The organism is Paraglaciecola sp. (assembly GCF_039942875.1).
Classification (GTDB): Bacteria; Pseudomonadota; Gammaproteobacteria; order Enterobacterales; family Alteromonadaceae; genus Paraglaciecola.
In genome coordinates, this window is record NZ_JBDVBQ010000026.1 from 125,469 (window position 1) to 150,963 (window position 25,495).

The window sequence follows — 25,495 nt, forward strand, 5'->3', positions numbered from 1 at the left end:
CAAAATAACAGGTTGGACCACCACCTTAATGATACTTAAATTTTTACAAAATAGTAATCAACAAGTAGTTAACAAGTTTAACTTTTTATAAAACTGTCAATAACATCAGCGACTACTTTAGGGCTATCCATATGTAAATGATGATGCCCATCAAGAATATGAAATTCTAAATCAGCAACCCAACCTTTCCTTGTATGAAAGGCTTCTGCCATTGACTGATAACCAGCATTACCCATTACCGCCAAAACTGGACATTGAATATTACGTAAAAAACTCTCTGCTTGTGGAGCGGTCAGTCTCATTGGCGATAACGTTCTTAATCGGCGATCCGTTGTAAAACGCAATTGACCACTTATCTCGCGAGTGTTTCTTGCCACTAATAGTCGCGCAGAATCAGAAGTAATATCTCCAACCATTGTTCTAGCTTCGACAGTACGTTCAAAATTAGTTGGGTGCCTTGATTTACTCTTTTGAGCTTTGAGTCTACTAATAATAGAATCTCTTAGTTGTGAGGGACTCGTATGGGCTTCTTTAGTCAAAGGCCCAAATGATTCAATAGAAATATACTTTTTCACTCTTTCGCCAAAACAAGCACTATACAAAGAACCAATAATGCCCCCCATCGAATGACCCATTAACACCAAAGAGGTCCAGCCTTGTGACTCCACCAATTCTTGTAAATCATAAACAAAATCGATTAGGTGATAATGAGCACCCGCATCTCTATGGTCCGATAAACCATGACCGGCGAAGTCAATTGCTACTATATAATAATCATTAAGGTACTTAGAAAGTGGTTCAAAACTAGCGGCGTTATCAAGCCAACCATGTAAAGCTATAATCAATTGCTTGTTTGGATCGCCATAACCTATCCCACGTATAGTGAGGTTGTTTAACGAAAACTCCAGAGCTTGTTGCATTAATACCCTTTATTTCAAACACAAAAAAGCGGCAACTTTCTGCCGCTTTCACTGCGTTATTATGCCACATATGGCCATAGGCCACCGCTATTTTTTTTGACTTTTCACTTTTATAGGCTTAGGTAAAGTTGTCGCTCCACTAGGCCTTGACCCTTTTTTGTGGAGGTTAGTAGAGCCCCGTATAATCACTCGATTATGGAACCCTCGAGAATAATGCCCATACCCCAACCCATAAGGCCATATACTTACACTACTTATATTAACTCTTTGAATATTTTTCCATAAGTGGTGTTGTAAAGCAGTAGCACTCGGAAATACGTATTCATGCTCACCCACTAAGCCTTTTTCTAAACCATTTAGCTCAGCTGTGAATGTCATAAGGCGACCAATCTGGTAAACCATAGGATCCATGAAGCCATTTACCGTAATACGATAACGGCCAATGCTCTCATCTCCAGAAATAGGCTTACCGTAACCAGTAAGAGGATAATGAACCATTTCTAGCACAGTTGAATCTGCTTTATTTTCTATCTTAGCAATTGCCCCACCCCAGCGAACTGTTTTGCCTTTAACCAGCTCAGCTTTAGACGCAGCATCTTGGTAACTTACTAATTGAGAAGCATCTTCAACTTGTAATTCTTCTGGAAAAGTTGCACAACCACTGACAAACATAGCTAACAACAATAAACTCACTCGTATGCTCATATATGCCTTCTTGATTTATTAAACTTCATGAGATTTTATTAATTCTAACTGAACTGATGCTGAATTTAACGTTTTTTTATCGGACACAGCCCTCAAGTTATCTCACAAGTAAAAAGTTATAGAGCGTATTAGTGACAGCTAAACGAAAGTATCAACGCCTAAAAGCAGTTGTATCCCTTCTCGTTGCTGGTCTTTAGCAATACTTTGATATGCATTAATTGCAGACTTTTCGTTTAAAGTTGCTCCCGCTTGAGTGGCAGAATTTTGATTAAAACTATCGGCTTGCGCGAATGCTTTAGGGCTACCTGCTCTTATAATCTCAACTTTTGAAGACGAACTAGAAGAGTTTTCGTCTTGAATAGGTTGAATACCACGGTTTTTATCACGAGAAGATCGAGATAAATCCGGGGCTTTCAGAGCATTTGAGAGTGAGTCTATGGCCAAAAAAACGTCCTACCGTATGGGCAATATATTGCCTCAAACTATATTTGAGGCCATGTTTAGCCGTTAACCTATACAAATTTCGTTCCAAAAACTAAAGCTGAATACTTACTCTCTTCCAGGTAATTTCTTCCAAGTAACTTTATCTCTCAAATATACAGGTTGGATATCCTCAACATCAACGGCTAATCCCGCTTCAATTTGTGCCGACGCCAATGGCAACATATACAAAGCATTTGGGTATATCACATCAGAAATGACATTAACTTTATTGTCGGCATTTAGCGTTTCATAGGCAGCCCACCCCGTCCCCACTCCTAGGTATTCACAATTTTTGGCTGTTTCAGGTAAGGCAACCTCTGGAGGTAATACACTCTCTTCAGCTATCAATCTTACCACCCCTTCACTAAAAGCATATTCAGCAAAATATACTTCAGCCATGCGAGCATCAATTGCGGCAAACACATGATTAACTTTAAACTTATCACACGCTTCTTGCGCCATGGCAGCTAGGGTTGAAATCCCTACCACCTTTAAGCCAGTACCTAAGGACAAGCCTTGCAAAATTCCTGTAGCGATCCGCACACCGGTAAAGCTTCCTGGGCCCCTTCCAAACCCCAAGTAATCCAACTCTTTTAAAGTAATATTAGCTTCGTGTAATACTTCATCGATCATAGGCAAAATTCGTTGACTATGTTGTTGTGGACAAATCTCAAAACGGTTGTAGATTTTGCCATCTACTTGTACCGCTACTGAACAAGCTTCAGTAGCGGTATCAATCACTAATAAATTCACGGATTTTCCCCATGGATAGTATGCAAAAATTCAATTGCTTTGTTTAAATCCCGAGTACGATGCATATCAGGTAAGCTCCCCATAAAAATCTTCCCGTAGTCCTTGGTCACTAATCGATTATCGCAAATCACCAACACCCCTTTGTCGTCTTCATCTCTGATCAATCTGCCTGCCCCTTGCTTCAAAGATATTGCCGCTTGGGGAATTTGTAATTGTGCAAAAGGGTTGCCCCCTTGCTTTCTGCAGTCATCAATCCGTGCTTGCAATAGTGGGTCATCTGGCGAGGCAAAAGGTAACTTATCAATCAACACGCAGGTTAAATCCTCTCCCCGCACATCGACTCCTTCCCAAAATGCCCCTGTCCCTAATAACACTGCATTTTTATTTTCTATATAACGCTCTAATAAAGCTCTTTTGGTAGTCGTGCCTTGAACAAGAATAGGGTTGTCTATTTTATCTTCCAATTGAGCAGCTACAGCATTAAGGGCGGCATGACTAGTAAATAGTAAAAAACAGCGTCCTTTACTGGCTTTTACTAATTTAGCCGAAATATCAATTAAGGTTGCGCGCATTTCTCGAGCGTTAGGCTCAGGTAAAAATCTAGGTACACATAAAATAGCCTGTTTGGGATAATCAAAAGGACTATCTAATGACAAAGTAGTAGCATCATCTAACCCCATTTGCTTTTGAAAGTGAGTAAAACTTTCATCCACCATTAAGGTGGCAGAGGTAAACACCCAACTACGCTTAGGTTCAGCGATAAAATCAGCGAATTTTGAAGCAATACTCAAAGGTGTTAGATGCAGTACTATGTGGCGTTTTGTAGTTTCGTACCACAAACTCACCCCTAGTTTGGTGGTATCAATTAAACGAGACAACTTACCTTTAGCTTCTGAGATGCGCTCGAAGATATTATCAAGGTCTTTATCGCGACCAATATGTAATTTAGTCACCTCATACAGCACCCCAAGGCAATCAGTTAATTTACTGACTTGAGTTTGTACATCATCTCGAAGCAACATTTGTCGCCAATTGCCTTTGTGAGGATTTTCAGGAAATAAAATCCTTAAATCTGCAGCTATCATTTTGCATTTTTCAGCGGCAGTTTGTACTTGTTTAGCATCTTTTAGGGTGGTGCGGTAAACCACATCTATGTCGCGGCTTATGTCTTGAATTTGCCGACTTGAGAACGTTTCACCAAAGTATTCACTCGCTATATCTGGTATTTGATGAGCTTCATCAAATATGACTAAATCAGCTTCAGGAATGAGCTCACCAAACCCAGTGTCTTTTAAGGCCATATCGGCAAAAAACAAATGATGATTAACCACAACCACATCTGCATCTAAAGCCTTGCGTCTAGCTTTGACCAAATAACAATCTTCATAATCTTGGCAATCTTTACCCAAACAGTTATCAGTCGTTGAGGTTACAAAAGGTAAAACCTTCGCATCCTCCGCTAAAGATTTTAAATCTCCCATATCACCGGTTTTAGTGCTCGAAGACCACTGCCTTACTTGAGTTAACTCCGATAGTGTTTCACGTTCCAACAAGGTGCTATTACCACCATGCTGACGTAATCGATGAATACACAAATAATTAGAGCGACCTTTTAGTAGGGCTATCTTACTGTTACTATTTAAGGCTTTTTTGACTAAGGGTAAGTCCCGATGAAAAAGTTGCTCTTGCAGGTTTTTAGTACCCGTAGAGACTATGGTTTTCTTGTTTGACAATATGGCAGGCACTAAATAAGCAAAGGTCTTTCCCGTTCCTGTACCGGCTTCGACAATCAACTTTGATTTTTCTTGAATTGTACGGCCCACTTCGTTCGCCATATCGGTTTGTGCCTGACGTGGCGTAAATCCAGAAATCGCTAATGAAAGATCGCCAGTTTCAGAGAAAGTGTGTGAAATACTAGGCATAGCACCTTAAAACAGGACATGATAAAAATAAGATGGTTTAATTATGCCAAATACTTCGCCTGCAAACGAGTGTTATTCTTTGTAAGTCTAAGTAATCGCTGATTACCTGCGACTAAAAGAACATATTGAATTGAGTTAAAATAACGGTAGGGTAGAATATAACCTGCCAAAAGATAAATTTACTTTGAAGTATTTATGGATCCCATTACTGACTTAACCATTACCATGAGTCACCCCAACAAGTCTAATACAGATAAACTTAAGCAAGCATGTATTGCAACTTGTGAAAGTATTGAAGGCGCAAATCGTACCAGTATTTGGCGGTTACGAGATAACAATCAAAAAATAGAATGTTTAATGTGTTTTGATCGTCAAACCCATGAGTTTTCATTTGGGCAAATTTTAAGTAAATCTGATTTTCCAGAATACTTTGACGCAATTTTAGAAAATGAACATATTGTGGCATCAGACGCAAGAAACCACCCTTCAACAGAATGTTTCAACGCTGATTACTTTATACCTAATGATATCTATTCACTTCTTGATTACATACTACACCAAGACTTTTCACCTACAGGAATACTTTGCTGTGAAAGTATGGGCTCTTTCTGCCAATGGCAAGAACAAGACTCAACGTCTCTTCGTAAAATATCGAATGTAATATCGATGTTTTTTACTCCAGATGAATAACCTAGGCTAAACCGCCTTACCACTTAAACAAAGTAAATAGCCTATTAAATGACTAACTCTTAGACGCTTCCTGATTTACATTGTTGTTCTTGTATATTTCTAACCAATAGTGGAAAACTCGCTTCTTAAATAATCACATCAGACAACACTATGCTTGTTTCAGACCTCTGGTCATAGATACATTTAAAGTAACTTTAAATTAACCTAGTAGTTTGCCAGATTTACTTTTCATGTTATTTTTTGCCGCACATAATTTAAGAGCCATTTTTATGCCTAAAGCCAGTGAAATTAAAAAAAGTGCCGCAGTTGAACATAACGGTAAAGTGTACCTTGTTAAAGAAATCAACAAACTAACTCCAAGTGGCCGAGCCGGTGCGAGTTTATACAGAATGCGCCTCTATGAAGTAGGAACAGGGGCCAAAGCGGATGAAAGTTTCAAAGCTGACGAAGTATTAAATTTAGTAGACTTTCATCGTAATAAAGTCACATTTTCTTATGTAGACGGTGATGAATATGTCTTTATGGACAGTGAAGACTACACATCTTACTTCTTAAATAAAGACACAATCAGTGAAGAGCTACCTTTTGTCACAGAAGATACCCAAGGGTTACAGGTTCTTTTAGTTGAAGGTAAACCTGTCGGTATTGAATTGCCCCCCAACGTTGAGCTTGTTATCACCGAAACCGACCCGTCCATTAAAGGCGCATCTGCAAGTGCTCGCACTAAGCCTGCGACACTAAGCACAGGGTTAGTGGTACAAGTACCTGAGTACATAGCAAGCGGGGAAAAAATTAAAGTGAGTACTTCCGAAAGTAAATTTGTAAGTCGTGCAGATTCATAACGACATAGCAAATCTCAACCAAGATAGAGAGCAAACAACAAAGTAGCTTTCTATCTTGAGTTTCATATTTTTATCACAGCTTATTAGCTGGCTGCAGTCAAACTTACCACCACAGATTTATATGCTGGGGTATTACTTTTTTCTGCCACACTACTAAGGGGTATCAAATCATTGGTTTCGGGATAATATGCAGCAGATGATCCCTGAGGTATATCAAACTCAACTAAAGTAAAGTCTTTTGCAGTGCGAGTTTGAATATTGTCATCAGGCCAATGACTGTGAATATCCACTATATCACCCACTTTAAATCCCAAAGCTTTGATATCTTGGCCACTTAAAAAGAAAACCTTACGGCTCCCATGAATGCCTCTGTATCTGTCATTATTGGTATAAACCGTTGTATTAAACTGATCATGACTGCGAATTGTCATCATCAATAAACAATTTTCGGGGACTGTAATTGGCTCGATTTGATGTACCACAAAATTGGCTTTTTGAGTGTCGGTGGCAAATTTGCGGGCGTCTCGTACGGCATTAGGTAATACAAACTCACCTAACTCATCTATACGACGGTTAAAGTCTTCAAAACCGGGGATAACCTCAGCAATGCCATCTCGTATCAAACTATAATCATCTTTCATACCGAGCCAATTTATATGGCTTGCGTCTAACGTTAAGTCAGCCAGTTCGGCGATGATAGCAATTTCACTTTTTAATAAGTTCGATGCAGGGGGGATCTTCCCATGAGACGTTTGTACAACTCCCATGGAGTTCTCGACAGTGACAGTCTGAATACCTGATCCCTGCTTATCAATTTCAGTTCGCCCTAATACCGGCATAATCAAAGCATTTTTACCTGTATACAAGTGACTTTGATTTAATTTAGTTGATAGCTGCACGGTTAATTCGCAATTAGCCAAAGCATCTTTAGTTAATAAATGATCGGGCATCGCCCTGTAGAAATTCCCACCTAACGCAAAAAACACCTTAAGTTTTTGTTCGGCCATGGCGGTAACGGTTTCTACGGCGTCGTAACCAAATTCTCTAGGCACGTCGAATTGATAGGTGTGTTGCAAAGCATCCAGTAAAGCATCACTAGGCTTTTCCCAAATGCCCATGGTGCGGTCACCCTGCACATTACTATGGCCCCGCACCGGACACACTCCAGCACCGGGTTTGCCTAGATTACCCTGTAACATTAACAAGTTAGTCATCAACTGTATGTTAGCCACCGCATTTTTATGTTGTGTGACTCCCATAGCCCAGCAACAAATCGTCTTTTTAGAAGACGCCGCAATATCTGCGGCTTCATTAATTTGACTCAGGGTTAAGCCACTATGCTTTATTATGTCATCCCATGACGTAGCTAGCATATCTTGCTTAAACGCCTCATAGCCGTGGCAATACTCGGCTATAAAGTCTTTGTCTAAAACATCCAAACCTGATTCATCACGCTCAATTAAGGCTTTACACAAACCTTTTAGCAAGGCCACATCCCCGTTTATTTTCACAGGTAAATGTAAGTCTCGAAGTGCGGTCCCTGAACCAATCACACCACTGATTTCTTGAGGATTTTTAAAGCGTTTCAAGCCTGTTTCATCTAACGGGTTAATAGACACTATTTTAGCGCCGTTACGTTTAGCATCTTGCAGCGAGCCCAACATTCTAGGATGGTTAGACCCTGGGTTTTGCCCAAACACAAATATGGCTTCAGCGTGCTCTAAGTCTTCTAACGAAACCGTACCTTTACCCACACCTATGGTTTCTCCAAGACCGACACCACTAGATTCGTGACACATGTTTGAACAATCGGGTAAGTTGTTGGTACCAAATTGGCGAACAAATAATTGATACAAAAAGGCCGCTTCGTTACTCGCTCGGCCAGAAGTATAAAAAGCCGCTTCATTTGGCGAGGCCAACTTACTTAAATGGGTAGCGGTTAAGCCTAAAGCCATTTCCCAACTGATGGGTTTGTAGTGAGTGGCACCTTCAGCCAAAAACATAGGCTCAACTAGTCTGCCTTGGGCATTCAACCAGCGGTCTGATTTTTCTTTAAGCTCTGCAACACTGTATTTAGCAAAAAATTTAGCGTCGACTATTTCTTTCGTCGCTTCATCAGCGATGGCCTTTGCGCCATTTTCACAAAATTCAAACGTGGCGCGTTTTCCTAAAGGATCAGGCCAAGCACAGCCAGGGCAATCAAATCCTTCAATCTGATTTAAATGGGTTAACAGCCGAGTCCCTTTTATTGGGCCTACTTTGCCACCTACATTTTTATAAGCAGACACCACAGCAGGTATACCTGCTGCCCATTGCTTTTGAGGAGTAACCTGTAAATTTTTAATCTCAATCTTAGTAATTGTCATATCACACTCCTTGATGGGTGGGTTGGTCACTTAGTATATGTCCACCTGTGTATAGATTACATCGCTCCGGCTTCGCAAAGCCAAGCAGGCAAATGCCGCAATCTTTCGCTAAATCAATCGCGATACTAGATGGGGCGCCAAGAGCGACAATATAATGAAGGCCAGCCATGGCAGCTTTTTGTACCATTTCGAACCCAACCCGACCGCTTAGTACCACTCCTGCGATATCGTGATTCGATTTAGCAATCGTTTTAAGACTAGCCCCAATGAGTTTATCTAAAGCGTTATGACGTCCAACGTCTTCACGTACATCAAGCATATGAGCCTGATAATCAAAAAGAGCCACACCATGATTACCGCCAGTTTGTTCAAAAATCGTTTGTCGCTCACTCAAGCCTGAAGCCAACATAGAAAGGCTTTGAATAGATAGGTTATGACGCTTGGTTGTAGTTTGCGTTCTGTCGGGTAATTTTTCTAACAGGCTATCGATACTCTGTTGGCCACATACACCACAAGCTGAACTCACTACATCAGCCCTTTTGTATTGGGTCACATCAATCATTTTTGAAAAGGTAACCATAATACGATTGGTGGTTTGTAGTTTTAACCTTTCTGCGCCCGTGTGGTTGATAGAAAATACATCAGATACCCCCTGAATAATGCCGCTGCAAAACAACCAACCTAATACCAAGTTAATATCATCACCAGGTGTTCGCATAGTGGTATAAAGTAATTCGGGAACAGGTGCATTGATGACACTATAGCCAAACCAAACCTCCAAAGGCTCTTCAACCACAATACAATCTGATGTTTGGTTAGTGGCAACCGAATACTCAGACGTGTTCGACAACGAAATTTTATCAATAGAATAATGCTTAACGGATTTCAAACAAGCCAACAAATTAAAGTTAATGACCTAATCCTGTTCTACATCAATAAAAGAGAACAATTAGGTGACTAGAAAGGTAAAGAGGTAACGCCTAAGATAAATATCCAAACAGCAAAAAACAACTTTAAATTTTTTGGTGAAAAATAAAGAACTAACTTTTTAGCTAACACCCCACCAATGATAGCCCCCGCCCCGGCAAATAAAACAACGGGCCAGTGCACTGCACCAGTCACGACTAAGTGATATACGACCCCCGCCCAAACTGTAAATGCGCTGACAATCACAGCCACTGCAATAGCAAAAGTAACGTTGAAACGACGTATAATTAAATAAACCGCTATGAGTTCACCTACTCCAATCGAAAGCCAAGCAGTAATGCCGCCACCAATTAACCCTATGATGATCAAAGAGACATAATCAATGGAATATAAGCTTGTATTAAAGCTTTGGTTTTTCACCCAAAACACACTCGTAATAATTCCTAAGGAAAGACCCATAGAAAAAACGCCAAAGCCCAAGTGTAAGGTGTCTGGATCGCTAAGTTGCTCTAATGATTGAGAATTAAGTTGAACGAGCCACAAACCTATAAGAGAAGCAGGAATAACCAACATCAAGACTTTTGGCAAAACTGACCACTGTTGCGCTTCTGTGAGATGAACTGTTTTTAATTGTTTAAAGTACGCATACCATGTCAGCGCACCTGCTGTCATTCCACAACATTGAATCGCAAAACTAGTTGCCACAGACGTCGTGACACTAAAACCTAACTGATTAAAAAACGGCATAAACACCACGCCGCCTCCTGCCCCAGTTGCATTAGCAAAAATCGCCCCAATCACCCCAAGAAAAGCAAATGCCCCATAGTCTTGTAGTAACGACCAAGGTTGAGATAAGCAAATAAAAATACCAAACCAAACACAGATTATGGTGAGCTTAAGGGATTTAGCTGATAGAAATAAAGACGTCAAAAATAAGACCCAGAGTAGTTATCGTTTAGCTCTACCAAGTTTATACACAGATATCACGGCTGGTTTCAGTATAAAGTTAATCAGGTATATAACCAAACCTTTGATGGCTTAGGACTCTTCAGAAATCTTATCAATCAAGGATTGAGTGTACCCTCTTGAATAGAAAGTCGAACCTATGTCTGCTAAAAAAAATTTGTTGTCGTGATTCATGACAGAGCGGGCATCTTGCAAAAACGCCACGATACTCTCTTCTGACATGCCGTTTTCTTTGTATTCGGCAGCTTGGTTTTTTGCTTCTCCCCATTCTACAAACTCTGACAATTTAGCCGTTTGTTGTATCAAAGCATTTAAACGCGTGTCTTTATCGAGGTATTGTTGCAACGCCTTAGCATTATCTGAGTCACCTTCAACCACCAGCTCACCATCTGTTACGGTTACTCCTATCTCTGTCCCAAGGTCAAAGCTCTCAGCTAATTGAGCCACTTCACGATTAAGCTTTTGTTGATTGAATTGATAATAGTTTTCTACGTGATTAAGATCGATGTCAATCTCGCCGTTTTCAATCAGCTCAAAAGTTTCTTCAAAGGCCCCTGTATTTAAACCAGATTCAAGCACTCCAATGCCCTGACTAATTTCTTTTCGAGCATTACTGGCAAGGCTATCAAGAGACTCATATGAATTATTATTGTTGCCAATATAATTAAATAAAGATAATGCGTTATTTGTGATTTCCATGATCATTACCCGACGATTGGTTTTTGCTTGCTATTTTTCTGCTGGGTTGCAACTACTACGCCATGACTGGCTTAGAGGGTAAAACCAAAGAAACACCCGTATACGCGGGCGTTTACCCAGAAAAGGTTTGGGTCGAGTCATCAATCAAGGCAACGAATACGGCAAGGACTTGCCATAAGTAGGAGATATTTTATCTGCTTAAAAGTCACTAACAGATAACTAAACTATCACTAAAAAAAGCCTCTGCTGCAATTCAACAATAAACTCTCCAAGCTCGTCATACGGGCTTGGAGAGCCCACCAAAAAATGTGTATGCCTAATATCAATACATCAAGCCATGTAAAGCAGCATCAAGCTCTGAGTAATGCTTAATAACTTAAAAGGTAAGCACATTAATTTCTAAATTATTAAGCTTGTTTTCAAGCCCAGTGTGATAAAGACTTTCAATAGCGGCTACACCAGAGTACTCAGCCACCTTCACCTTATCATTCATGTGTATTGCAAAGCTCTGCCATGCTTTTGCGTAACGTTCTGCGAAGCCATTATGGCCCCATTCGCCCGTGCGTTTTTTCACTTGGGTAGGAGCAAAGAAAAACTCACTATTTAAATGCCCTTGTGGCTTGTCTTGCTGGGCATCAACATCTGTTGAACCAATCAAAATCAACTTACCTAATTGATCAGAAAACTGCTGCTGTAAGCTAAGTAACAAACTCTTGTTACCCGCAAAGTCTAAGACCCAACTGGGTTTATCTGATGCCACCGATTGTAAGTCGTCATAACTTACCACTTTGTCATAGCAACCAAGGTCTTGGGTAAATGGTTTATTTTTCGAAGAGGTCAACCCAATCACTTGATAATTTAATCGACGCTCGGCTTTATGCTTCATTAATAAATGGGCTGCACCATAGGCAGTTTTGCTAGAGGCACTAGTTATGATTATTTGCTCAACAGACTTATCTGAATCAGCTAACCCTTCACCTACAAAATCATCTAACACAAACGATGTCATAAATAGTGGGCGATAATTTAATTGCCATGCTTCTCTACTTGCTTGATATCCAGGGTCTGCAGCGCAGCGCAAATAGTTGTCGTATACAGCAGAAATGCTTTTTCGTTTATCGCTAACATCAAAAAAGTGAGTGTCAGAGGCTTTACCTGCTTTAATAAGTAAATGAGATGCCATGGGTAGGTAGCCATATACCTTTTCGCCCACTTTCACATCTGAATGATTAGATTGGATGACAGTCGCAAACCCCCACATAGGCACAACCCCCCACTCTTTAGAAGCGGGAAAAAATCCCCAATATCCCATTTTATCGCCAAATACAGCATAGGTAATGTTGTTAGCAGAGAACCCTAATGAATCGATTTGCAGCAACACATCATCTTGTTCCATATCATCTGTATCTATATTTGTGGTCACCACTTTTGTATTAGATACATCAGATTTTTCAATCCATACTTCTGTCACTTTGAAATTATTACTCATACCTTCACGACCTTTAACTGCCTGTATTTAAGACACTTAGTATAAGTTTGTAGGGCTCAATTGAGGCATCATAAATTTGAATGGCTCGGCATAAAACCCACTGATTATCAGCGTTAAGCCACGCTGACATTTAGAATCATTGAAATTAATGATTTAAGAATGAGTGGGCAGCTACGAAACCTAAACGCGACCTAGTACCAATAGCAGACATTTACTGGATACATTAAAACGAATTAAATTGATGAGAAATGATGCTCATAAGGGTCGTCCGCAATTAATTCCGGTCGAAGCTTAAAACTCTTTGACGCTACTTTTTTAGTATTTTTTATCCTATCTATACGAAAAATTCTAGGTGCATTTCTAAGGTGGTCCCAAGCAACGATGTACCAAACAGGCCAAGTGAGCATAAGATAATGAGGCTCTATGGTTCTCGAAGAACATCGCTTGTCTTCCGAGATATAATCAATATTCAAACAACGTTGTTCAAGAAAAGATTCACATATAGCCTGTGATATATCAATGTGGGCATCTGATGGTTGATATGCTGCTGCGCTCCTAAAATGTTTGCTTACAAATATCCGCTTTCGGATTCTGCTTACTTTAGAACGCTGATTTTCAGGAAATGCTTGATACAACTTCTGCTTAATGACTTGCAAATTACTTGTCATGAAGGGGAAATTTAGTGACTCAACGATTGCGAGCGCCAATAATAATTCAATCACCTCCTTGTGGCTTAACATAAGCCGTTCAATACCCCATCGACCTGCTAAACGAACACCTCCGCCCCGACCTCTATCTGACTCTATAGGGTATCCCTCATCTTTCAAGCTTGCTAGTTCGCGCATCAAGGTTCGTTGGCTAACTTGTAGGTGAACTCGTAAATCAGATGTGGTCCAATGCTGTTCCGAACGCAGCATCCCAAGGAGACGGCTTCGCCTTTCGACACGGCTTTTAAAGTTTGTCTTCGCCATAAATTTAATATGTCATTAAGTGGCATATATTACGAGTATACTTCATTTCAATTGCTAGAGCTTAGAATTTTAAAAGCACCTAGCCAATTTCAACCATATCTTGACAATTGAACTTATCCACAAAGGAGCATCACGAAATGAAGCACTATTACAACTCAATGAGTAGAGCAATTACAACTGACTGGATATTAAAAGAGTTAGACGCACAACATGAACAAATTAATGTTAATTTTGCAGAAGATTCACCAGAGTTGCGCGATCTGCAAACTATTAATCCAATGGGTAAATTGCCTACACTGGTAGATGGCGAAGTCGTTGTTACAGAAGTAGCGGCAATATGTGCATATCTTGCTGATAAATATTTTAATAAGAAGCTCGCCCCCGCTTTAGATTCCAATCAAAGAGCACTATATTATCGATACCTATTTATTGCTGGAAATACCATTGAGCCAGCATTAACCTTAGCGGCATCAAACATCGAGCACCCTAATTCAGCAACCGCTGGGTGGGGCGATAAAACCCGAGTTCTGGAGGCTATTGAAACGATGACGCCAGAAAAAGATTGGGCTTTGGGAGAAGAATTTACAGCAGCAGACGTCGTTTTCGGCGGATTACTAGACTCTGCAGTTACTTTTGGAATGTTTACGCCATCACCTAAGGTTGCTGCATATATTTTTAGAATCCGGCAAAGACCTGCATACAAAGAAACTCATAAGCCTTTGGACGAAGCAATGTCGTAGTTGCGTCAGTGTAAAAACAAAAATACTGTTTAAATGGGAGAAACTTGCGCGCATGAAAGCTTGAAGTATGCACGCAAGATGTCCGCTATACCTTAAGAGCAGCCATCTTCATGTCTAGACTTAGCTGTTTGAAGCAACTTTAAAATTGAGATGGATCAACTTCAGTTTTTCTCTCAAAACTGTTCATCAGGCTAGGTCATAGCTTATCTATCAAAATTTCCGCTGTGATAATAAAACGGTGCCAATAAGACTAAACATAAACATCTAAATGCTTGGGGCCCTTTGGTTTTTTAGTGGCGGTTTCGGTGTCTTGTTCAGCGTCATGCTCTTTTGCGGTTTGTTCATCAGACGCTTGTTTTGTCTGATTTTGCTTTTTTTCTTTGGCGTCTTGTTGCTGGCCTTTTAGTTTTTCATCTTCTTCTTTTAATGCTCGCGCCTTTGCTAACTTATCTATTTTTTCAATTTTCTGAGTGTCATGGGCAATAGGCTCTTTGCCTTCTCGAGGTAACACAGAAAACAATAAATCATTAACCATCTGTCTCTCTCCTTTAAGTCGTTATGTACAAACGCTCAATAATTGGACAACAAAATAAGCATATCATTCAATCAAACCTATCATAGTCGATTTAATTGTAAGAAAGCAGCCACTTTCCCTGTAAATGCCCTTGCATTACCTAGGCTGATTGCATAATGTATGCGCCATAATTTAGCGCGTCATAAATATTTACGCACTAACCACGATAGGGTAAGACAAAATTTTGAAAAACGTACTGCAAGCTATTCATCACCATCATAAAGCTTAACCTTTCAGGTTCGGGCTGGAAGGTGTATTGAATCCTTCTAGCGGCGCAGAATTTTTCTAAACCCCCGGAAGGCAACTTTCGGGGGTTTTTCATTTTTAAAGGTTTTTGTACCGACACTAGGTACACAATAGCCAACGTTGAGCCACATCAAACTAACAATTAACTATTGATATTAAATCGGAATAAAAGATGAGTGATAACAACAGACTTCGTATTGCAATACAGAAAAAAGGCCGCTTAAGTGACGACAGTATTTCGCTGTTAAAAGCCATTGGCATTAAATTACAAATTCGCGACCGTTTATTAATAGCTCATTCTACTAATCAACCTATCGACCTACTACTGGTGCGAGATGACGATATCCCAGGGTTAGTGATGGATGGTGTGGTTGACTTAGGTTTCATCGGTCAAAACGAATTAGAAGAAAAAATGCTAGAGCGCCAAGCTTCAGGTAAACAAGCAGAGTATATTGAACTTAGACGCCTAGATTACGGAGGTTGCCGTTTATCTATCGCGGTTCCTAATGAAATGGATTACCAAGGCATTGAGTCACTAGAAGGTAAAAAAGTAGCCACAACTTACCCTTATTTACTAGAGCGTTTTTTCAAAGCGAAAAACATCAACGCCAGCACAGTGATGCTAACAGGTTCGGTTGAAGTCGCGCCTCGCGCAGGTGTTGCCGATGCCATTTGTGATCTAGTATCGACTGGCGCGACCTTAGAAGCCAACGGCTTACAAGAAGCAGATGAAATCTTTGTGTCAAAAGCGGTATTCATTCAACGTGCAGGCGAATTACCTGAAGCTAAACAAGCACTTATCAATAAAATGTTGCCTCGTATGGACGGTGTCACTCAGGCTAAAGAAAGTAAATACATTATGCTTCACGCCCCTAAAGCGTATTTAGAGCAAGTCAAAAGCTTACTACCCGGTTCAGAAACCCCAACCGTATTACCACTAGCCGGTAACGATGACGCAGTGGCGATTCACGTAGTTAGCCCTGAAACCCTATTCTGGGAAACCATGGAAAAACTAAAAGCACTAGGATGTAGTTCTATCCTTGTTATGCCAATCGAAAAAATGATGTCTTAAGATACTAAGCGAGTATTAATCATGGAAATATGGGCCAATTTACATTCTGAGCAACACGCTAAATTACTTAGCAGACCCGCACTATCTGACAACCGCGCATTAAGCGACACGGTTGCCGATATTATTCAGCAGGTGGCAGACAAAGGTGATCATGCCTTAAAAGAATTAACTGCACGTTTTGATGGCGCAACACTAGAAACCTTACGTTTTGCCCAAAACGAGCAAGACACCTTTGCCAGCGCGTTAAAGCCAGAAGTTAAATGGGCCATTGATCAGGCCTATGCCAATATTCATGCCTTTCATGCCGCCCAGTACCCAGAAGATATTGAAGTAGAAACCACTCTAGGTGTAATTTGCGAACTTAAACATGCCCCATTGGCATCCGTTGGTTTGTATATTCCTGGTGGCACGGCACCTTTACCATCAACGGTATTAATGCTCGGAGCCACAGCGCAAGTTGCTGGCTGCCCACGCAAAGTATTATGTACGCCACCCAATAAAGACGGTGAAATCGCGGTAGAAATTCGTTACGCAGCCAGTCTTTGTGGCATAGACGAAATCTACCTAGTAGGCGGAGCACAGGCGATTGCGGCCTTAGCATTAGGCACTGAGTCTATTGCTAAAGTTGATAAAATCTTTGGCCCTGGTAACAGCTTTGTCACCGAAGCCAAACAACAAGTGAGCCGTATTCCAGCAGGCCCAGCTATAGATATGCCAGCAGGCCCGTCTGAAGTGCTAGTGATTGCAGATAAAAACGCCAGCCCTGTTTTTGTAGCGGCTGATTTACTCTCTCAAGCTGAGCACGGCGCTGACTCACAAGCGGTATTAGTATCTGATAGCGAGACCTTAATAAAAGCCGTAAAACAGCAAGTAACAGAGCAGCTTGCTACGCTGAGCCGTAAAGACATTGCTGAACAAGCCGTACAGCACAGCCGTTATATTTTAACTGACAGCTTAGACGAAGCCTTTGAAGTGAGTAACCGCTACGCTCCGGAGCATTTAATTGTACAAATCGACAATGCCCGAGACAGCTTAGGAAAATTGACGAATGCAGGCTCTATATTTGTGGGTAAATGGTCGCCAGAGTCAGCAGGTGATTACGCCAGCGGTACCAATCACGTATTACCGACTTATGGTTATGCTCGTAATTATTCGAGCTTAGGCTTAGCCGACTTTATGCGCAGATTTACAGTCCAAGAGCTTAGCCACCAAGGCCTTCAAAATATTGGCAATGCCATAATGGACTTGGCCGATGCTGAAGGCTTAGATGCCCACAGGCAAGCTGTAGCACTTAGGTTAAATAGTGAGATTCAAGAATGAGTGAGTTAGTCGATAAACTAGTATGCGAAAACCTCAAAGGCTTAAAGCCCTACGAGTCAGCAAGGCGTATTTTTGCGGGTGGCGATAGCGACAGCGAAATATGGCTAAACGCTAATGAGTCTCCATTTGCTAATGACTACAGCATTGACTCTGCGCACTTTAATCGTTATCCAGATTGTCAGCCACCTAGTGTGGTTGGCCCTTACGCTGCCTATGCAGGGGTTCAAGAAGATCAATTAATTGTCACCCGCGGAGCAGATGAAGGCATTGAATTACTGATCCGTACGTTTTGTACGCCAGGTAAAGACAATATATTAATTTGTCCGCCTACCTATGGTATGTACGCCATCAGTGCCGAGACCTGCAACGTTGGCGTGAACAAAGCGATACTCAATGACGATTTTTCATTAGATATTGCCACTATTAAAAGCTTTAAAGACAAGGTTAATTTAGTCTTTATTTGCTCACCTAATAACCCAACCGGGACATCGGTAGACAAAGCGCAATTAACTGAAGTGCTAGAGCACTTTGCAGATTCAGCTCTAGTAGTGGTTGATGAAGCATACGTTGAGTTTGATGCCGCCAATACTTGGGCCACAGAACTAACCCAATACCCAAACTTGGTAGTATTGCGCACCTTGTCTAAAGCCTTTGCTTTAGCTGGTATTCGCTGTGGGTTTACCTTAGCGAATTCTGATGTTATTCAAAGTATAATGAAAGTTATCGCGCCCTACCCTATGCCAGAGCCTGTGGCACAAATTGCCGCCCAAGCCTTAAGCCCAAAGGGGTTAGCGTTAATGGCTGAGCAAGTAGACTATCTGCACGACCAAAAAGAAGCGTTAAAACAACAATTGGCAACGTTTCCTGAAGTAACACTTGTGGGAGATGACAAAGCCAACTTTATATTGTTTCGTCACCCGCTCAAACAAGCACTAATGGACTACTTGGTTGCCAACTCAGTGTTGATCCGCGATCAGTCCAAACAAATTAATTTAGAGAATTGCCTACGCATTACCCTTGGCAATCAACAACAAAATGAAAAACTTCTTTCGTTAATGACAGAATTTTTTGCACAGCAGGAACCACTAGCATGAGTCAACAGCCTATTCTTTTTATCGACCGAGACGGCACCTTAGTTGAAGAGCCAGCTATCGACAAACAACTTGATACCTTAGAAAAACTTGTTTTCGAACCACAAGTTTTGCCAGTACTACTCAAGTTACAACAAAACGGCTTTCGCCTTGTGATGGTGTCTAATCAAGACGGACTGGGCACAGATAGCTTTCCTCAAGCTGACTTTGATTTACCCCACAATAAAATGATGGACTTTTTTAGTAGCCAAGGCGTGGTGTTTGACGACGTACTCATTTGCCCTCATTTTGACGAAGACAACTGCACCTGCCGCAAACCTAAACTAGGTTTAGTAAAAGACTACTTACAGCAGGGTAAAGTCGACTTTACTCGCTCATTTGTGATTGGCGACCGCGACACAGATATGCAGCTTGCAAAAAACATGGGCATAGTGGGTATTAAGTATCACCCACAAGATAACAACTGGTTAGCCATAGAAAAGCAATTATTAGCATCAAGCCGAGTGGCCACTGTGGTCCGTAAAACCTCAGAAACCAACATTAATGTCACAGTAGATTTAGACTCAACGGCAAAATCGACCATAGAAACCGGGCTAGGATTTTTTGATCACATGCTAGATCAAATTGCGACCCACGGGGGTTTTGAACTTACACTTACCACAGATGGCGACTTACACATTGATGACCATCACAGTGTAGAAGATACTGCCCTAGCCCTTGGCGAAGCCATGAAAAAAGCCCTAGGCGACAAACGAGGCATTGGTCGTTTTGGATTTGCCCTACCTATGGATGAGTGCCGTGCAGAATGTATTTTAGATATATCAAACCGCCCTCACCTAAAGTTTGAAGCTGAATTTAGCCGTGACCAAGTAGGCGAAATGGCAACCGAAATGGTACCTCACTTTTTCTACTCAATTGCACAAGCTATGGGGCTGTCGTTGCACTTATCTACTACAGAAGGCAATGCACATCACCAAGTCGAAAGCTTATTTAAAGTGTTTGGCCGTGCGTTACGTCAAGCGATTCATAAACAAGGTGAAGCCTTACCTAGCAGTAAAGGTGCATTGTAGTGATGAAAGCTCAAGAGATTGTCATAGTTAATACCGGATGTGCCAATATCTCATCGGTAAAATTTGCCGTTGAGCGTTTAGGTGTAAAAGTAACAGTAAGTGATGACACCCAAGTCATTCAAACTGCCGACAAAGTATTTTTGCCCGGCGTAGGTAGTGCCAATGCGGCTATGGCTAGCATTAAACAAAAGCAACTGGTTAGCTGCGTACAAGAGCTAACCCAGCCGGTACTTGGCATATGTTTAGGTATGCAACTGATGGTTGAAACATCAGAAGAAAGCTTAACTGAGAGCACAGACTGCTTAGGTTTAATACCTGGCCAAGTAAAACGTATGCAAGTAGGCGATTTACGCTTACCCCACATGGGTTGGAATACCGTCACCCCTGTGGCCGATGCCCCTTTATTTAAAGGCATAGATGCAAACAGTTACTTTTACTTTGTGCATAGTTTTGCAGTCGGTTTATCAGAATTTACCATGGCAAGTTGCCAATACGGTATGGACTTTTCGGCCGCCCTTCACAAAGACAACTTTTTTGGTGTGCAATTTCACCCAGAGCGTTCAAGTGATGTAGGGTCGCAGCTATTGAAAAATTTCATTGAGTTATAAACACCAGCGAATGAAAAAGGGTAATAAATAAAGATGATCATCCCAGCCATAGATTTAATTGAAGGTTCAGTCGTACGTTTATATCAAGGCGATTACGAACAGAAAACAGAATACAAATTAGACCCTATTGATGTGGTACATAGCTACGCAGACCAAGGCGCTAAATGGTTACATATTGTTGATTTAACAGGTGCCAAAGATACCAGTAAACGCCAATTAGACTTAATCTCTAAAATGGTTGCCACTGGACGTATGCAGTTTCAAGCAGGCGGTGGTATTCGTAGCGAGCAAGACGTAGCACAATTACTAGAAATAGGCGTAAAGCGAGTGGTAATTGGTTCATTGGCAGTCAAAGAGCCTGAACTAGTAAAAGGCTGGATCTCTAAATATGGCGCAGATGCCATAGTATTAGCCCTAGACATCAATATTGATGAGTCTGGCAACAAGTTCATTGCCACTCACGGCTGGCAAGAAAACTCAGGGGTATCAATAGAAGCCCTACTCGAAGACTTTTTATCAGTGGGTGCCAAACATGTACTGTGCACTGACATCAGCCGAGATGGCACCTTACAAGGCGCCAATCATCAACTTTATACAGAAATGGCTGAGCAATTCCCAACAGTAGGTTGGCAGGCATCTGGCGGTATTGGCAATCTTAATGACATAGCGGTACTTAAGCCTACTAACGTAAGCGGTGTTATTTTAGGCCGCGCCTTATTAGAAGGTAAGTTTACAGTAGAACAAGCAATAGCATGTTGGAATACTAACGAGTAAAACCAAGATTGCTTTATAATAAAACGTGCGAACAACAAATTTATATATAACGAATTAGGAAATTATCATGGCGGCTTTTGGTACAGTGTTTATGCCTAAAATGGCTCTGGCTACTTTTGAAAATAATCAATGGAGCACATCTGAAATTGTTGACTCCGATAGCATTCAATTACATCCCGGCGCTCACGTATTACATTACTCTAGCACCTGTTTTGAAGGTCTTAAAGCCTTTAAACATGCTGATGGCAGTGTGCATATTTTCCGCATGGATCAAAACCTTAATCGCTTTGATCAAAGCAGCCGTTTGCTATCTTTGCCCGATATCGACCAGTCTCAAGTATCGCAAATGATCCTAGACATAGTCAGCCAATACAGTAACGACATTCCTGAGCCTCCGGGGTCAATGTATATTCGCCCAACCCATATTGGTACCGAAGCGGCCATAGGTAAAGCAGCAGCTCCAAGCATTAATTCCATGCTATATGTGCTTATTTCACCTGTAGGTGACTACTTTGCCGGCGGCGCTAAGCCACTTAGAGTATTACTAGACGAGACAGGCATGCGCTGCGCGCCGCACATGGGCATGATAAAAAGCGGTGGTAACTATGCCAGTGCACTAGGGCCCATTATTACGGCTAAAAACGACGTTCAAGCTGACCAAATTTTGTTTTGCCCTAACGGCGACGTACAAGAAACTGGCGCGGCTAACTTTTTATTAATAGACGGCAACGAAATCATCACTAAAGCACTCGATTCTAGCTTTTTACATGGTGTTACTCGTAGCTCTATTTTAACCTTAGCCGCAGATCTTGGGATGAAAGTCACCGAGACCCAATTAAGTGTTGAAGAGCTTTTACAACGAGCAGCAAAACCTGGCGTAGAAGCAGCACTGTCGGGCACCGCTGCAGTATTAACCTCTGTAGGCACCTTAATTCATAATGATAAAGAGCACACAGTAGGTAGCGGTGAACATGGGCCTATCACCCAAAAATTACGCCAAGCGCTAAATGATATCCAATGGGGTAAAGCGCCAGACACTCACAATTGGTTAACCCGAGTTAAATAAGGCCTGTTATGTTAACTAGACGTATTATCCCTTGCTTAGATGTAAAAGACGGCAAGGTAGTCAAAGGAGTCAAGTTTCGCAATCACGAAATTATTGGCGACATAGTGCCATTGGCACAACAGTATGCTGAGCAAGGGGCTGATGAATTAGTATTTTATGATATTACTGCCTCAAGTGACCAACGCGTAGTCGACAAAAGCTGGGTTACGCGCATTGCGCAAGTCATTGATATTCCATTTTGTGTGGCTGGCGGCATAAAGACCGTGGCCGACGCAGGTAAAATACTTGAAATGGGTGCAGATAAGATATCGGTTAACTCCCCTGCACTAGCCGATCCTGAGCTTATTACACGCTTGCATGACACCTATGGTCAGCAGTGTGTAGTAGTAGGCATAGATAGCTTTTTCAACGAAGCAACCGGTAAATACCAAGTGCATCAATACACTGGTGACGAAAGCCGTACTCAAGTCACCGCTTGGGAAACTGCCGATTGGGTTAAAGAAGTACAACAGCGTGGTGCCGGTGAAATTGTACTCAACTGCATGAACCAAGATGGTGTGCGTAAAGGATACGATTTAGCGCAATTGAAAACGATTCGCGCCAATTGCAGCGTACCTTTGATTGCCTCAGGTGGTGCTGGTGAAAAAGTACACTTCACCGATGTATTTCAGCAGGCCGATGTTGATGGCGCACTCGCCGCATCGGTATTTCACAAAGGTATTATTCCCATTCCAGAATTAAAAGCCTACTTGCGCCAACAGCAAGTCGCCATAAGAGATTAAGATGATTATTACAAAGCAGAATGTCGAAAAATTAGCATGGGATAAAATGGATAATCTTATGCCCTGTATCGTACAAAATGCCTTAAGCGGCAAAGTATTAATGCAGGGTTTTATGAACCAAGATGCCCTAGACAAAACCCTAGACACAGGGTTAGTCACCTTCTTTAGTCGCTCAAAACAGCGCCTATGGACCAAAGGTGAAGAGTCTGGAAACAGTCTAAATTTAGTTGAAATCACCTGCGATTGTGATTATGACTCAATCCTTGCCTTAGTTAACCCAGTGGGTCCAACCTGCCATACAGGCACAGAAACCTGCTGGTTCGACAGCAAGTCTCCCGATGTCAGTTTTATCGCAGAATTAGAACAAGTGATTGCGTCACGTAAAGGTGCCGATGCCGACTCTAGCTATACCGCTCACTTGTTTAGCAAAGGCATAAAACGCATTGCACAAAAAGTAGGTGAAGAAGGCGTAGAAACCGCCCTTGCCGCCACTGTAAAAGACTTAGATGAGCTAAAAAATGAGTCAGCCGATTTGCTATATCACCTACTTGTATTGCTTCAAGCCAGTGACTTGAACTTGTCAGATGTGGTTGACGTGTTAAAAGAAAGACACAGCAAATAAACCACTCTCATTAAGCGAGTAAAATTATTACAAAAAGCGAAGCCAAGGCTTCGCTTTTTTGATTTTGGCGTTTAGTTTGAGGTATGAGCTGAGCCTACTGAGATAACTCACTTGATTTACCTATGCACGGCGCTTATGCCACCCATGGCTTTGATATCATTACACCGTCATTTCATTCGTCTTTTGAGCAGGAATAACTTTAGTAATAATTATGCCAACCCATGTAAATCAAGTAGTTTTTTAACCCGCCCACTATTCTATTCTTTTTTGTAGGTTGGGCTTCAGCCCATCAGATTTTGTGATTACTTAATTGGCTAAATTGGCGGGTGTAGCTGGGCTAACACTATCAAGGTAAATAATAGCGTTCCATTCTTTCGGTTTTAACTCTATAAAGTAGTCATTTTCACGTAATAAAAATGATGAATCCAACCACTGTGCAGGGCCCTCTGGAGCCTGTTCCCAATTAATATAATAATTTTCTGACTCTACTTTTCCAAGTGTTTGTTCTATTTCATTTTCTCGGCTCGCTGGAATTTCATCAATAAAGCGGTTCTCTGATTTTTGCCAGTTATTCCAAAACTCTCCTTTGCCGTAAGCCATACCAATGACAAACAGATCGTCTTTTAGCTCTTCTTTAATCAGTTGGCCTGCTGGTACGAAATGCCCCAAATAACCATTTTGAAGCTTTGTTGCAGTTTGAGTATGTAATACATGATTAATCAAAATGACTTTAGCATCCTTACGCTGTTCTAAAATCCAATTAAGATTAGTTACCATAGCTATCTCTCTGCCATTGAGCCCTACATACTTGCTTGTGTCAGAATAGACTTGGCTCATATAGTTTCTGTAATAGTTTTCTGCTAGTTGCATTGCAACCGCGCTTTGTCGATTCCACTGATATTCCTTAGCATTACTAAGACCAATAAAACTGTCTTTTTGAGCTGTAAAGTACGCTACCATTTCGTCTAAAACACGTGCCAAATCATCTCGTTGAGTTTGGGTTAATTTATTTATGTAATTAACTCTAGCGTTCTTTTTTAAATCTTTAAGAAGCGGAGAAAGCTCAGCACTTATTTTTGAACTGTAGTCACTGTCAACACGCTCAAGATATGCAATGATTTTTTCTAATGGTCTTTCCCAGTTGTCATAAAACCCGCCAATGTCGATGCCGAAATATTCTAACTCACTATTGTTAGCCAAATTATAACTGCGCATCCACTCTATTAAGTCCCGCGCTTCTTTCCATTCACTGTACACGCTATTCAAGCCATTTTTCCACATACCTTCTGGCTGAGGGTTGCCTTGAACATAATTATAGATAAGTCGAGATTCGGGCAAACCAGTCTCAGTGGCGACCGTATTAAAACCGTGGTTCTCTACGAGATATTTGATCATACGCTCATGTAATTGCATCATTTCTTTACTGTTATGAAATCCTTCAGAGAGGGCGACTACTTTATAATTATCGATATCCTTAAAAATCAGATCTAAATCGTGGTTGTCTGTGCTGTTTCCTAGTGATGTTATAGGTACGTGGTTGTCATTAACCCAATTTACAAAACTATCTTCTACATTATATTTTTCATCTAACGCTTGCTTACAGGATATTAAAAGTAGAACGCTAACAAGGATTACTAGTTTATTTTTCATATCGGATTCAAATTATATTTGTTTTTCGTTTTTGACAAAAAAGAGGTTAGTGAGATTGAGTAATTGCAAATTTTCACAGCTGTTAAAACAGCAAAAAATCAGTTTAAACTGTTTTTGAATTAGAAAATACAACAAAAACAGCCACTC

25 protein-coding genes and 1 other annotated feature are annotated in these 25,495 nt (G+C 41.1%); of the genes, 12 read left to right on the forward strand and 13 right to left on the reverse strand.

The window, feature by feature from the left end; translation table 11 throughout:
- Window positions 1-77: 77 nt before the first annotated feature.
- The 5 genes from ABJE44_RS08870 to ABJE44_RS08890 all read right to left on the reverse strand — a co-directional run bounded on the left by ABJE44_RS08870 (window position 78) and on the right by ABJE44_RS08890 (window position 4,783).
- Entirely contained in the window at window positions 78-920 is an 843-nt protein-coding gene (locus tag ABJE44_RS08870) for an alpha/beta hydrolase (RefSeq protein WP_348111684.1), read from the reverse strand.
- Between the two features lie 87 nt (window positions 921-1,007).
- On the reverse strand, window positions 1,008-1,625 hold the full coding sequence (locus ABJE44_RS08875) for a Slp family lipoprotein (protein WP_348111685.1): 618 nt from the start codon (window positions 1,623-1,625) through the stop codon (window positions 1,008-1,010).
- Window positions 1,626-1,763: 138 nt separating this feature from the next.
- Window positions 1,764-2,069: a hypothetical protein gene (locus tag ABJE44_RS08880; protein ID WP_348111686.1), complete on the reverse strand. Its 306-nt coding sequence runs from the start codon at window positions 2,067-2,069 to the stop codon at window positions 1,764-1,766.
- Window positions 2,070-2,174: 105 nt separating this feature from the next.
- Entirely contained in the window at window positions 2,175-2,861 is a 687-nt protein-coding gene (tsaB, locus tag ABJE44_RS08885) for a tRNA (adenosine(37)-N6)-threonylcarbamoyltransferase complex dimerization subunit type 1 TsaB (RefSeq protein ID WP_348111687.1), read from the reverse strand.
- Window positions 2,858-4,783, reverse strand: a complete 1,926-nt coding sequence (locus ABJE44_RS08890; RefSeq protein ID WP_348111688.1) for an ATP-dependent DNA helicase — start codon at window positions 4,781-4,783, stop codon at window positions 2,858-2,860. Before ABJE44_RS08890 ends, tsaB begins: the two co-directional genes overlap by 4 nt.
- A 195-nt stretch (window positions 4,784-4,978) precedes the next feature.
- Between ABJE44_RS08890 and ABJE44_RS08895 the strand changes: the two genes are divergently transcribed.
- Both ABJE44_RS08895 and yeiP read left to right on the forward strand, forming a co-directional pair.
- On the forward strand, window positions 4,979-5,473 hold the full coding sequence (locus tag ABJE44_RS08895; protein WP_348111689.1) for a histidine kinase: 495 nt from the start codon (window positions 4,979-4,981) through the stop codon (window positions 5,471-5,473).
- Between the two features lie 269 nt (window positions 5,474-5,742).
- A complete protein-coding gene (gene yeiP / locus ABJE44_RS08900) occupies window positions 5,743-6,315 on the forward strand; it encodes an elongation factor P-like protein YeiP (protein WP_348111690.1) in 573 nt (190 codons plus the stop codon).
- Between the two features lie 83 nt (window positions 6,316-6,398).
- Here the strand turns inward: yeiP and ABJE44_RS08905 are convergent, their stop codons facing one another.
- From ABJE44_RS08905 to ABJE44_RS08930, 6 genes are all read right to left on the reverse strand, one after another.
- Window positions 6,399-8,681, reverse strand: a complete 2,283-nt coding sequence (locus tag ABJE44_RS08905) for an FdhF/YdeP family oxidoreductase (RefSeq protein ID WP_348111691.1) — start codon at window positions 8,679-8,681, stop codon at window positions 6,399-6,401.
- A 1-nt stretch (window position 8,682) separates the two neighbouring features.
- A complete protein-coding gene (locus ABJE44_RS08910) occupies window positions 8,683-9,531 on the reverse strand; it encodes a formate dehydrogenase accessory sulfurtransferase FdhD (RefSeq protein ID WP_348111692.1) in 849 nt (282 codons plus the stop codon).
- A gap of 107 nt (window positions 9,532-9,638) precedes the next feature.
- Window positions 9,639-10,538: a sulfite exporter TauE/SafE family protein gene (locus tag ABJE44_RS08915; RefSeq protein WP_348111693.1), complete on the reverse strand. Its 900-nt coding sequence runs from the start codon at window positions 10,536-10,538 to the stop codon at window positions 9,639-9,641.
- Window positions 10,539-10,646: 108 nt separating this feature from the next.
- A complete protein-coding gene (locus ABJE44_RS08920; RefSeq protein ID WP_348111694.1) occupies window positions 10,647-11,273 on the reverse strand; it encodes a hypothetical protein in 627 nt (208 codons plus the stop codon).
- A 376-nt stretch (window positions 11,274-11,649) separates the two neighbouring features.
- Window positions 11,650-12,762, reverse strand: a complete 1,113-nt coding sequence (locus ABJE44_RS08925) for a DUF2855 family protein (RefSeq protein ID WP_348111695.1) — start codon at window positions 12,760-12,762, stop codon at window positions 11,650-11,652.
- Between the two features lie 233 nt (window positions 12,763-12,995).
- Window positions 12,996-13,733 carry a WYL domain-containing protein gene (locus tag ABJE44_RS08930; protein WP_348111696.1) on the reverse strand — a complete coding sequence of 246 codons (738 nt, stop codon included), beginning with the start codon at window positions 13,731-13,733 and terminating at the stop codon, window positions 12,996-12,998.
- 137 nt (window positions 13,734-13,870) lie between these two features.
- Between ABJE44_RS08930 and ABJE44_RS08935 the strand changes: the two genes are divergently transcribed.
- Window positions 13,871-14,473, forward strand: coding sequence for a glutathione S-transferase family protein (locus ABJE44_RS08935; RefSeq protein WP_348111697.1), 603 nt, complete (start codon window positions 13,871-13,873; stop codon window positions 14,471-14,473).
- Window positions 14,474-14,723: 250 nt separating this feature from the next.
- Here ABJE44_RS08935 and ABJE44_RS08940 read toward each other — a convergent pair whose 3' ends face one another.
- A complete protein-coding gene (locus ABJE44_RS08940) occupies window positions 14,724-15,008 on the reverse strand; it encodes a hypothetical protein (RefSeq protein ID WP_348111698.1) in 285 nt (94 codons plus the stop codon).
- Window positions 15,009-15,251: 243 nt separating this feature from the next.
- Window positions 15,252-15,367 (forward strand) — a sequence feature (His leader region).
- Between the two features lie 98 nt (window positions 15,368-15,465).
- On the opposite strand from ABJE44_RS08940, the gene hisG reads away from it, so the two are divergent.
- The 9 genes from hisG (at window position 15,466) to hisIE (ending at window position 23,698) form a co-directional block, all read left to right on the forward strand.
- Entirely contained in the window at window positions 15,466-16,365 is a 900-nt protein-coding gene (gene hisG, locus ABJE44_RS08945) for an ATP phosphoribosyltransferase (protein ID WP_348111699.1), read from the forward strand.
- A 21-nt stretch (window positions 16,366-16,386) separates the two neighbouring features.
- The gene (gene hisD, locus ABJE44_RS08950; protein WP_348111700.1) at window positions 16,387-17,685 is read left to right on the forward strand and encodes a histidinol dehydrogenase; all 1,299 of its coding nucleotides are present in this window, start codon (window positions 16,387-16,389) and stop codon (window positions 17,683-17,685) included.
- Window positions 17,682-18,779, forward strand: a complete 1,098-nt coding sequence (gene hisC, locus ABJE44_RS08955) for a histidinol-phosphate transaminase (protein WP_348111701.1) — start codon at window positions 17,682-17,684, stop codon at window positions 18,777-18,779. The genes hisD and hisC overlap by 4 nt, the downstream gene beginning before the upstream one ends.
- On the forward strand, window positions 18,776-19,846 hold the full coding sequence (gene hisB / locus ABJE44_RS08960) for a bifunctional histidinol-phosphatase/imidazoleglycerol-phosphate dehydratase HisB (RefSeq protein WP_348111702.1): 1,071 nt from the start codon (window positions 18,776-18,778) through the stop codon (window positions 19,844-19,846). The genes hisC and hisB overlap by 4 nt, the downstream gene beginning before the upstream one ends.
- Before the next feature lie 2 nt (window positions 19,847-19,848).
- Window positions 19,849-20,454, forward strand: coding sequence for an imidazole glycerol phosphate synthase subunit HisH (gene hisH, locus ABJE44_RS08965; protein ID WP_348111962.1), 606 nt, complete (start codon window positions 19,849-19,851; stop codon window positions 20,452-20,454).
- 33 nt (window positions 20,455-20,487) lie between these two features.
- Window positions 20,488-21,228, forward strand: coding sequence for a 1-(5-phosphoribosyl)-5-[(5-phosphoribosylamino)methylideneamino]imidazole-4-carboxamide isomerase (gene hisA / locus ABJE44_RS08970; protein ID WP_348111703.1), 741 nt, complete (start codon window positions 20,488-20,490; stop codon window positions 21,226-21,228).
- 67 nt (window positions 21,229-21,295) lie between these two features.
- A complete protein-coding gene (locus tag ABJE44_RS08975) occupies window positions 21,296-22,294 on the forward strand; it encodes a branched-chain amino acid aminotransferase (protein WP_348111704.1) in 999 nt (332 codons plus the stop codon).
- Between the two features lie 8 nt (window positions 22,295-22,302).
- A complete protein-coding gene (gene hisF, locus ABJE44_RS08980) occupies window positions 22,303-23,076 on the forward strand; it encodes an imidazole glycerol phosphate synthase subunit HisF (RefSeq protein WP_348111705.1) in 774 nt (257 codons plus the stop codon).
- Window position 23,077: 1 nt separating this feature from the next.
- Entirely contained in the window at window positions 23,078-23,698 is a 621-nt protein-coding gene (hisIE, locus tag ABJE44_RS08985) for a bifunctional phosphoribosyl-AMP cyclohydrolase/phosphoribosyl-ATP diphosphatase HisIE (RefSeq protein WP_348111706.1), read from the forward strand.
- 306 nt (window positions 23,699-24,004) lie between these two features.
- On the opposite strand, the gene ABJE44_RS08990 is transcribed toward hisIE, so the two are convergent.
- Window positions 24,005-25,348: an erythromycin esterase family protein gene (locus tag ABJE44_RS08990; RefSeq protein WP_348111707.1), complete on the reverse strand. Its 1,344-nt coding sequence runs from the start codon at window positions 25,346-25,348 to the stop codon at window positions 24,005-24,007.
- Between the last annotated feature and the right edge of the window lie 147 nt (window positions 25,349-25,495).